The 10,147-nt window shown below is 40.8% G+C and carries 9 protein-coding genes; 5 read left to right on the forward strand and 4 right to left on the reverse strand.

Going from position 1 to position 10,147, the window contains the following annotated elements; translation table 11 throughout:
- The 3 genes from F6K40_RS35880 to F6K40_RS35890 form a co-directional block, all read right to left on the reverse strand.
- A partial coding sequence (locus F6K40_RS35880) for a cytochrome P450 (protein ID WP_293143658.1) occupies positions 1–147 on the reverse strand: 147 nt, incomplete at its 3' end.
- A 70-nt stretch (positions 148–217) separates the two neighbouring features.
- Positions 218–553: a XisI protein gene (locus tag F6K40_RS35885; protein ID WP_293143637.1), complete on the reverse strand. Its 336-nt coding sequence runs from the start codon at positions 551–553 to the stop codon at positions 218–220.
- On the reverse strand, positions 523–957 hold the full coding sequence (locus F6K40_RS35890; protein WP_293143640.1) for an element excision factor XisH family protein: 435 nt from the start codon (positions 955–957) through the stop codon (positions 523–525). The genes F6K40_RS35885 and F6K40_RS35890 overlap by 31 nt, the downstream gene beginning before the upstream one ends.
- 233 nt (positions 958–1,190) lie before the next feature.
- Here F6K40_RS35890 and F6K40_RS35895 point away from each other — a divergent pair, with 233 nt between their 5' ends.
- Complete coding sequence (locus F6K40_RS35895) at positions 1,191–1,358, forward strand: UPF0175 family protein (protein ID WP_293143643.1); 168 nt, start codon at positions 1,191–1,193, stop codon at positions 1,356–1,358.
- 523 nt (positions 1,359–1,881) lie between these two features.
- Positions 1,882–6,159: a CHAT domain-containing protein gene (locus F6K40_RS35900; RefSeq protein WP_293143646.1), complete on the forward strand. Its 4,278-nt coding sequence runs from the start codon at positions 1,882–1,884 to the stop codon at positions 6,157–6,159.
- Here F6K40_RS35900 and F6K40_RS35905 read toward each other — a convergent pair.
- Entirely contained in the window at positions 6,156–6,548 is a 393-nt protein-coding gene (locus tag F6K40_RS35905) for a hypothetical protein (RefSeq protein ID WP_293143649.1), read from the reverse strand. The two genes, F6K40_RS35900 and F6K40_RS35905, sit on opposite strands and share 4 nt — an antisense overlap.
- 128 nt (positions 6,549–6,676) lie before the next feature.
- Here F6K40_RS35905 and F6K40_RS35910 point away from each other — a divergent pair, with 128 nt between their 5' ends.
- From F6K40_RS35910 to F6K40_RS35920, 3 genes are all read left to right on the forward strand, one after another.
- Entirely contained in the window at positions 6,677–7,204 is a 528-nt protein-coding gene (locus F6K40_RS35910; RefSeq protein WP_293143652.1) for a DUF29 family protein, read from the forward strand.
- A 275-nt stretch (positions 7,205–7,479) separates the two neighbouring features.
- Positions 7,480–8,958, forward strand: coding sequence for a polysaccharide deacetylase family protein (locus F6K40_RS35915; protein WP_293143655.1), 1,479 nt, complete (start codon positions 7,480–7,482; stop codon positions 8,956–8,958).
- 261 nt (positions 8,959–9,219) lie between these two features.
- Positions 9,220–9,972: a hypothetical protein gene (locus F6K40_RS35920; protein ID WP_365673967.1), complete on the forward strand. Its 753-nt coding sequence runs from the start codon at positions 9,220–9,222 to the stop codon at positions 9,970–9,972.
- Positions 9,973–10,147: the final 175 nt, after the last annotated feature.

Here is a 10,147-nt window from a genome sequence, read left to right on the forward strand (position 1 = left end):
TTTAAATTTTTTTGGTTCGGGATACAAATCTTCTCGATGATGAGTTAAATAAACACAGGGAGCGAAAGCAGTTCCTGATGGATATTCTTGACCCATTATTGTAATTGGTAATTTTGCTATTCGTGGATGGTTTTTTCCTATTGTCACCTTCTTTTATAGAACCTTTCGCGCAGCATTCCACACCGAAAGCTTTGCAACAGCGAAAACACTCCTCAAATTAACAAACTGCAAAATCGCCGATCTTGCGTGTTTCTGGGTGATAAAACCCTAAAACAATTTTGTCTTTAGGAACTCCTTCTGCTAACAATTCTCCTGCTATACCATCTTCAATTCCGTCGCGATGAATCCAAATTTTATCGCCTATGATTTCCAGATGAACTATGCAACCATGAACCATTTTATGACCTTCTACTCCCATAATCATTAATAGATAATGGTTTTGTTCTCGGTCAAAAACCGTTTTTCTTTCTACTTCGCTATCAGAATATCGCAGTTGAGCATATTCGCTGATTATTTTCTCAATTATTTGTTGATATTTACTGATGGTATCCATTTAATAATTACCTCCTCTGATTTGTGGAAAACTAATAAATTTAAGCGTTGGTTTTCTAGCATTAATTCACCAATGGGTTCGCTGAATATGCCATTATAAGGTTTTACATCTACTGCTAAGTAGAGAATTCTTTCTGGGTTTGTTTTTTTGAGTACATCATGGTAAACGATATACTGACCAACTGCATTTTCTAGGTCATTGATTGGGGAACGGCCTGCAAAACTTTTGAGTTCTACTGCTATTTTCACTTCTTCTTTTTCTGCTGCCAGAAGTAAAGAAGCACCCAAATCGACGAACATATCTCTGGAACCCCACTTGATAACGAAAGGGTCATCGGTTATGCTCCAGTTATCTTTGACTAAAGCATTAATTAAGTTGTTATGGTAAGCGTCTCTAGCTGGCATAAAGAAATACTGAGGGTTTTTATATAGAAACCGGGTTTATCGATGAGCTTCTGTTAGTTGTGTTTGGACTTTTTCCAAGTCTGCAACTATCAGAGACATAGATAATTTCCTGTTACTATTTGAGACTGTTGCTGGTATTATACCAGAAAATTTCTTGAGAATGCCACCATTTCAGTTATCAGTTACCAGTCATCATTTATGATATGATAAGTTAATAATTAGAGGAAATACTCATGCAGCAAATTCAGATTGCTTTACCAGATGAACTTGCCTCTTTCCTAAAGAAAAAATGGGGAAATTTAGAAGGTAAGCTAATAGAAAGAATTGTAGTAGAAGCTTATCGCGAAGGTTCTATTAGTAGCGGTAAATTGCGAGAATTATTGGGATTTTCAACCCCTTGAGAAGCCGATAAATTTCTTAAGTCTAAAGGAGTTGATTTAGATTATGATGAAGAAGATTTTATGAGCGATCGCCAAACCCACGAACAACTGAAAAATAGGGAAAATTAAAGAGGTTATGATAGTTGTTAATCAAATTAAACTGTTACCTCAACTCTATGGTCAAGTTTTATATCATGTCCGCTTAATTAGTCAGGACTTACGCAGTACCGCTGTATTTAGTATGGGCGAATGGCATTCGCCCCTAAGGGTGGTCTATTATTTAGTATTTTGCGTAAGTCCTGTTAGTGATAAAAAACTTTTTCCTCGTAATATCCTATTTCTTCCTCCTCTTCTCTCTTCTGACTCTTGATTCCTCCCTAATTATTTATAACTGTTTATCCGGATTCTGATATTAGTCCCTCGAATAGTCCAACAAGAATTATTGGATGAGCGATCGCCTATGACGGTCCAAAATTGGATTAAAACCCTCCCAAAATGGTTGATAGATAATTCAATAAGTTTTAGTATAAAAGCGAGATAGACAATGGATGAACAAGAAATTCCCAGATATTTATACCTAATAGAAGAACTGCTGCGGTGTACCCCAGGCAGGGAAGAGACTGTTTTGAGCGATAATCCAGACTTACTTTATGCTAATTTGCTGAGAATGATCAAAGAAAGGGCAGTAGTAGAGAAAGATCGCGCTACTGTTAACAGGTTGAACGCTATTGCTAATCAAGTGGAGAAGAAACTTAACCTGCTGTCAGTGGATAATTGCGAAGCATCGGCAAATAAAGACAGACTGAACTTTATATTTAAGGTATTGAAGTCAACTCGCGACAGTCAAGGCAACTCTCAAGTGGTTGACCCTATATTGGAAAGAAATTTAGCCCAACTGGACGATCGATTTGCAGAACAATTGCGAACTTGGGCAACTGCTAGATTGTCTGAGGTTGGCTTGCAACAAGCAGAAAGGATTGCTGTAGCGATCGGCAATTTTGGCAACCTGATCCAGCAGTTTCACCTGGGCAACAAAGCGGCGAACGTGGAAATTAGCCTCGCCTGTTACAAAATCTCCCTGACAGTCTTCACCCGCCACAGTCACCCCGAAACTTGGGCAATGACTCAAAATAATTTGGGCAATGCTTACTTTAACAGAATCAAAGGAGACACGGCACAAAATCTGGAAATAGCGATCGCTGCCTACCAAAAAGCTCTCGAAGTTCGCACAAAAGATGCTTTCCCCAACGACTGGGCAACGACTCAAAATAATTTGGGCAGTTCCTACAGTAACAGAATACTAGGAGACACCGCAGAAAATCTGGAATTAGCCATCGCTGCCTACCAAAAAGCTCTCGAAGTTCGCACAAAAGATGCTTTCCCCACCGGCTGGGCAATGACTCAAAATAATTTGGGCAATGCCTACAGTGACAGAATACTAGGAGACACCGCAGAAAATCTGGAAATGGCGATCGCTGCCTTCCAAAATGCTCTGTTGGTTTACACAAAAGGTACTTTCCCCAACGACTGGGCAACCACTCAAAATAATTTGGGCGCTACCTACAGGGACAGAATCAAAGGAGACACGGCAGAAAATCTGGAAATGGCGATCGCTGCCTACGAAAAAGCTCTGAAAGTTCGCACAAAAGAAGCATTCCCCAACGACTGGGCAATGACTCAAAATAATTTGGGCCTTGCCTACAGTGACAGAATACTAGGAGACACCGCAGAAAATCTGGAATTAGCCATCGCTGCCTACCAAAATGCTCTGTTCGTTTACACAAAAGATGCTTTCCCCAACAACTGGGCAACGATTCAAAATAATTTGGGCATTGCCTACAAAAACAGAATCAAAGGAGACACCGCAGAAAATCTGGAAATGGCGATCGCTGCCTACGAAAAAGCTCTGGAAGTTCGCACAAAAGATGCTTTCCCCAACGACTGGGCAATGATTCAAAATAATTTGGGCATTGCCTACAAAAACAGAATCAAAGGAGACACCGCAAAAAATTTGGAAATAGCCATCGCTGCCTTCCAAAATGCACTCTTAGTTCGCACAAAAGATGCTTTCCCCAAGGACTGGGCAACGACTCAAAATAATTTGGGCAGTGCCTACTCTGACAGAATCAAAGGAGACACGGCAGAAAACCTGGAAATAGCCATCGCTGCCTACAAAAAAGCTCTGGAAGTTCGCACAAAAGAAGCATTCCCCACCGACTGGGCAACCACTCAAAATAATTTGGGCATTGGCTACAAAAACAGAATCAAAGGAGACACCGCAAAAAATCTGGAAATAGCCATCGCTGCCTACAAAAAAGCTCTGGAAGTTCGCGCAAAAGAAGCTTTCCCCAGCGACTGGGCAATGATTCAAAATAATTTGGGCAATGCCTACAGTGAGAGAATACTAGGAGACACCGCAGAAAATCTGGAAATGGCGATCGCTGCCTACGAAAAAGCTGACAAAATTTACACTAAAGAAGCTTTCCCCACTAACTGGGCAACCATTCAAAATAATTTGGGCCTTGCCTACAGAAACAGAATCAATGGAGACACCGCAGAAAATCTGGAAATGGCGATCAATGCCTACCAAAAAGCTCTCGAAGTTCGCACAAAAGAAGCTTTCCCCAACGACTGGGCAGGGACTCAAAATAATTTGGGTAATGCCTACAAAAACAGAATCAATGGAGACACCGCAGAAAATCTGGAAATAGCCATCGCTGCCAACCAATATGCTCTCGAAATTTACACAAAAGAAGCATTCCCCAGCGACTGGGCAGGGACTCAAAATAATTTGGGCATTGCTTACAGTGACAGAATCAAAGGAGAGACCGCAGAAAATCTGGAAATGGCGATCGCTGCCTTCAAAAAAGCTCTCGAAGTTCACACAAAAGATGCTTTCCCCAACAACTGGGCAATGACTCAAAATAATTTGGGCAGTTCCTACAGTAACAGAATCAAAGGAGAGACCGCAGAAAATCTGAAATTAGCCATCGCTGCCTACGAAAAAGCTCTGGAAGTTTACACTAAAGAAGCCAATCCTATTAACTGCCTCAACGCTTCCCGCAGTTTAGGCAAACTCCACTTCAAGGAAGGCAACTGGCAACCCGCCATCGCTGCCTACAAACAAGCCATAAACGCAGTCGAACTCAGTCGCAGTTGGGCAAACACCGATAATCGTCGCCAACAGATTATAGCAGAAGCAATAGAAGTTTATCAAAAACTCGTACAAGCCTATATCAATACAGAACAGTGGGATAAAGCCATAGAAACAGTCGAGCGTAGCAAAGCCCGCAACCTAGTCGAACTCCTTACCAACCGCGATCTCTCTCCTAAAGGCGACGTCCCCCCAGAGATAATTGCCAAGTTGGACGAACTGCGACGAAACATTCCCTCATTGGAAAGGCAGTTACAAGTAGCTACAGACCAACTGTCGGGAAATAGCGACGAGCAACAACGACCTTCATTAGAGAAGTCCCAGAAACGACTGCAGCAAGAATTACAGCAGTCGCGGCAGCAGTTAGATGAAGTCTTGAATCAAATCAAACCCTTCGATTCCAGTTTCAGCTTGACTCAAAAAGTAGAAACTATTCGGTTTGAGGAAATTCAAAATCTTATTGGCGAACAAACTGCCACGATTCAGTGGTACTTCACAGATAATTCCATCATCACCTCAATTATTACCCACCAACGTTCGCAGCCAACTATTATTAGCTCTTTAGCAGAAGAACGAGAAGCTTTTGTCAATTGGACAATCAAGTATCTGCGTGCATACTACGAACAGAACCAACAATGGCAAAATGATCTACCTTTCCATCTTGCTGAACTTGCGAAAATTCTCAAGATTGATCAAACCCTTGCCGAGATAGAAAACATTTTTGCTCCTCAAGGGATAAAATGCGATCGCCTCATCCTGATTCCCCATCGTTTTCTACACCTGCTGCCACTCCATGCTTTACCTTTAGCAAATGGAGATTTAGTCTGTGATAAATTTCTCAAAGGAGTCAGTTATGCCCCTAGTTGTCAGTTATTGCAACTCACTCAAAAACGCCAACGCCCCCATTTTAATCATCTGTTTGCCATCCAAAATCCCACAGAAGACCTAGTTTTTACCAATCTGGAAGTCGAAACTGTCCGTTCCTTCTTCTCCCCCGCGACAGTTTTAGCAGCTCAAGTAGCTAGGGAAGCAGAAGTTAAAACCCATCCAGAATTATCCCTCGCTCACTGCAACCACTTCTCCTGTCATGGGGAGTTTAACCTGGAATCTCCCCTAAAATCGGCATTGCGTTTGGCAGAAACCAAACAGTCCAACTCGGAAAATACAGAAGATGGACTCCTAACTTTAGCAGAAATATTCGCCCTCAACTTGACTCAATCCCGTCTGGTTACACTATCCGCCTGCGAAACCGGAATTTCCGACCTCAATAGCATCAGCGATGAATATGTTAGTTTGCCCAGTGGATTCTTGTTTGCTGGGAGCCCAAGTGTTGTTAGTAGTCTATGGAAAGTTGATGAACTTGCAACCGCATTTTTGATGATTAAATTTTATCAAAATCTCAAAGAACTTCCCTTTTGGGAAGCAGGGGATGTGGCGATCGCCCTCAAGCAAGCTCAAGTCTGGTTAAGAAAGTTGACGGGAAAAGATGCTGAAGAATTTCTCGACACTCTTCAACCTCAAATCGATCAAGTTCTTGCCGAACTTCCACCAGGCTATGATTTTGAGTTTGAGGACGCTGTCAATGAGTTTCGCCAGCAAATTCCTGATCAACCCAATCCCTTTACCAATCCTTTTTATTGGGCTGCTTTCACAGCCACAGGATATTAGTTGTCAGAGTTATCTAATTTACAGATGTATTCCACCCCCATTTTCAGCAGTATTAATGTAACACTAACTGCTGGAAAAGGTGGTGGTAGAAGTCCTGCTACCAACTCCAACACGATAAGTGGATTATTTGCTTTAGCCAATTTTTCCATTATTTCAGGTTTACAAATAATTTCACGGGATTTTTCCAGCAAGCTATCAAAGGCAGAATCTGCTCTCAGGCTTGCTTCTCCAGCCCGTTTGGCTATAACTCTTGTGGCAATTTCCAAATCTCCTTGACATTTCTTCACAACTTCAAGCTCTTCTAATGCTTTGTCTCTGAGCGGTGCATCTGGATAATCTGCTAATTGAGAACGAAAATTCTCAATTTCTTCTGGTGTAAGTTTCATCATACAGTTATTCTAATTTACTTGTTTAATTTTACTACACCTTTATGATATGATGAGTTAATAACTAGAGGAAATACTCATGCAGCAAATACTCCCCTTTTAACTACCAATAATATAGAGGAAAATAACTAATGACAACTCAAGAATTAATCGACTTAAGAACTTGCATTATGGAAGGGAGAAATCTCGATGCTTTAGCAATTGTTGACGAACTAGATGCCATGAGTAAAAAAGATATCATTAGAAAAATCAAATCCTATTTAATTGTGATGTTAATTCACTTAATCAAAAATCAGGTGGAAGGACGTTTAACTAATTCCTGGGCAGCATCAATCCGCAATGCAATTCTAGAAATTCAAGACTTAAATTTGAAGCCCAATAAAACCTCTTATTTTATCAAAGAAGATGAATGGGATGAGATGTTAGAAAATCCTATAGAACGTGCTATTCGTGATGCAAGCACAGAAATTGAAAATGGCACTTACAGTTCCTTTCAACTGAAGGAAATGGTGGATAAAAATTCTGTGTTCACAACTGCTAAGAGTTTTTTAGCCTTAATTTATAGTTATTCTGCTAATGATTTGTTAGCTATTATTGATGATAATTTAGCATTATTACCTGGTGGGGAAGATTGGAAGTTTGGTAGGAGAAATAAGTAGGGGATATATTAAAAAAGCGATCGCTTCCATTATAATAAGATCGGGACTTACGCAAATTAACCTTGAAAACGCCATCTGTAGGGGCGAATGGCATTCGCCCTCACTCAATTTAGTGTCCGTGCGGTAGGGGCGAATGGCATTCGCCCTCACTAGATTTAGTGTCCGTGCGGTAGGGGCGAATGGCATTCGCCCTCACTAGATTTAGTGTCCGTGCGGTAGGGGCGAATGGCATTCGCCCTCACTTAAGTCCTGATGATTAGTTAATAACAAGAGGAGTGAAAAATATTAAAGTGCTAATAAAATTAAAATCATACCATAGCCTTTTTATCTATAGTATTTTCATCTTAATATCTGCCTGTAGCAACACATCAAATATTTCCGAAAACCCCACACCTACTAACAATACAATTCCCAAATTAGAGACATTAAAATTTGAAAAAAAGCCCGTTAACGACAAAGGCGGATACTTCTATACTAACGGCGAATACGTTCTTGGACCATTCACTAAAACAATGATTAAAAAATGTCGAGAATGGGGAGGTGGAGGCAGTTGCAATAGTAACCAATGGTCAGAAAAATTATTTCTCCAAGCTTATGGAAACAGAAGATGTCCGGAGGGTTCTCGCCTCAATAAAATTATCGGTTATTGCGTCGAAAATAACCAAGTCATGGGTCCTTTTTCTCAAGAATTAATTTCTGCTTGCATCGAAGCTAATGGTGGAAATAGCTGTCAGTTAAACCTTTGGAATGCTCGTTTTCTCTACAAACTGATGCAAAAGATAGGGATGACAAGCAAAACACCGCCCCAGTTTGTGATGTTAGCATTTGACGGTTCTAGTTCCCTGGATGCTTGGAACAAGTCGCGCAACTTTGCCAAGAAAATGGAAAAAAAAGGCGTTAACGTTCGCTTCACTTATTTTGTCAGTGGTGTATATTTTGTCAGCAAAGACAAACGCAAACTCTACAACGCTCCCGGTGGCAAAGGTAAAGGTCGTTCCGATATTGGTTGGGGAGGAGAAGCTGAAGATATTGCTCTGCGACTCGAACAGGTTAACCTCGCTTATCAGGAAGGTCACGAGATCGGGTCTCATGCAGTCGGTCATTTCAACGGTAGTAAATGGAGCGAGCAAGACTGGGGTGAGGAGTTTGCATATTTCGATCAGTTTCTTTTTGAAGCTTATAAAATTAACGGTTTGCCAGGATCTCTCGTATTCGATCGCGATGCTATAGAAGGTTTTCGCGCTCCCTTATTAGCTAGAAGTCCTGGTTTATATAAGGTTCTCGCAAAGGATGGTTTCCGCTACGACACAAGCAAAGTCGCGAGTTCTAACTATTGGCCGCGTCAGGAAAACGGTATTTGGAATTTTCCCCTAGCTAGTTTGACTAATTCCAGAGGCAAGAACGTGTTATCAATGGATTACAATTTTTATTATTTGCATTCTCGGGCAAAACCCAATCCTCGCAATGCCAAACGTTATGAGGAAGATACTTATAAAACTTACATGAGGTATTTTCAGAAAAATTATAAAGGCAACCGCGCTCCCATACATATCGGGCATCATTTTTCAGCTTGGAATAACGGTGCTTACTGGAATGCTATGTTTAGGTTTGCTGAGTCTGTCTGCGGTTTGCCCGAAGTTCGGTGCGTGACTTATAGCGAGTTGGCAGATTTTATGGACTTGTTGAGTGAGGAGCAAATTAATGCCTATCAACAGGGTAATTTTCCTAAAAGTTCTGAGGATAAAAACGATTAGGAAATAGGCAAGATGTTTGTGTTCTGATAGGGTTGGAAGGCGATCGCTCTTTTTCTTGCTAAAGCGATTCCTAGAAACCAAGCTTTTTTAACTACCAATAATTTAGAAAAAAGGGCATTGCTGAATTAAGGGATGAATATTACAGCGCTTTTCAAATTGATGAACCACATTTTCACAACTAAAACTCGGTAGGGACGTTCCATGGAACGTCCCTACTGTGGTCTACCCAAATGAAAACCGCTGTAAGTGGGAACGGGCAAGATGCCCATTCCACTACTGTGTTTCACCCAGATGAAAACTACTGTAAGAACTTGCATTATCGAAGGTAGAAATAGAGCCAAGCCAGATTTTAATAATTACCAAAACAAGGAGCCGAAAGCGATGTCTTATAGTGAATTTAAAACCATAGCAGAGGTGCGCGATCGCTTTGAGTTGAGAGTAGATGAGTCAAAAAATTTATTTGCTGATATTCCTCCTGTAGAAGTCAGCGAATTTCTGCAACAAATCTTAGAACGAAATATTCCTCTCGCCAATGCTATCAATACAGAAAAAGCCCGTTCTGAACTTTTGATTGCGCCTACCCTATTAGAAATCAGGCAGATGTATAAAAATGAGGTAGGTTTTTTTTCTGGTTCGGAATTCAATATCGATTCTGAGTTAGGATTAAACGATTATTGTGACTTTATTTTAACAGCTTCAAGAGAAATTTATGAAATATGCCGGCCAGTGCTGACATTAGTTGAAGCCAAAAATGAAAATATTAAAGGAGGTTTAGCTCAGTGTATGGCTGAAATGATTGCTGCTCAAAGATTTAATTTGAGAGAAAATATCAATTTGCCGATTTATGGAGCCGTAACAACAGGGACGATCTGGCAGTTTCTTCTCTTAGAAGGTAATCTCCTCTGTATCGATCTGCGTGAATACTATATTAGAGACACTGAAAAACTTTTGGCTATTTTGTCTCATCCTTTTCAGGAATATTTTGGACGTGATAACATGAGCTTAACCTCATAATATTATGTCTGGTTGAATAGTTATAAATAATGAGGGAGGAGTCAGGAGTCAGGAGGGAAGAGGGAAGAGGAAAAAGTTTTACAGCGGTAGACCACAGTAGGGACGTTCCATGGAACGTCCCTACAGGGTTTTGGTTCTGACGTGAGGTCATATCAAATCCGGTAGCATCGGTGTT

The sequence above is a fragment of the Okeania sp. SIO3I5 genome (assembly GCF_010672085.1).
Classification (GTDB): Bacteria; Cyanobacteriota; Cyanobacteriia; order Cyanobacteriales; family Microcoleaceae; genus Trichodesmium.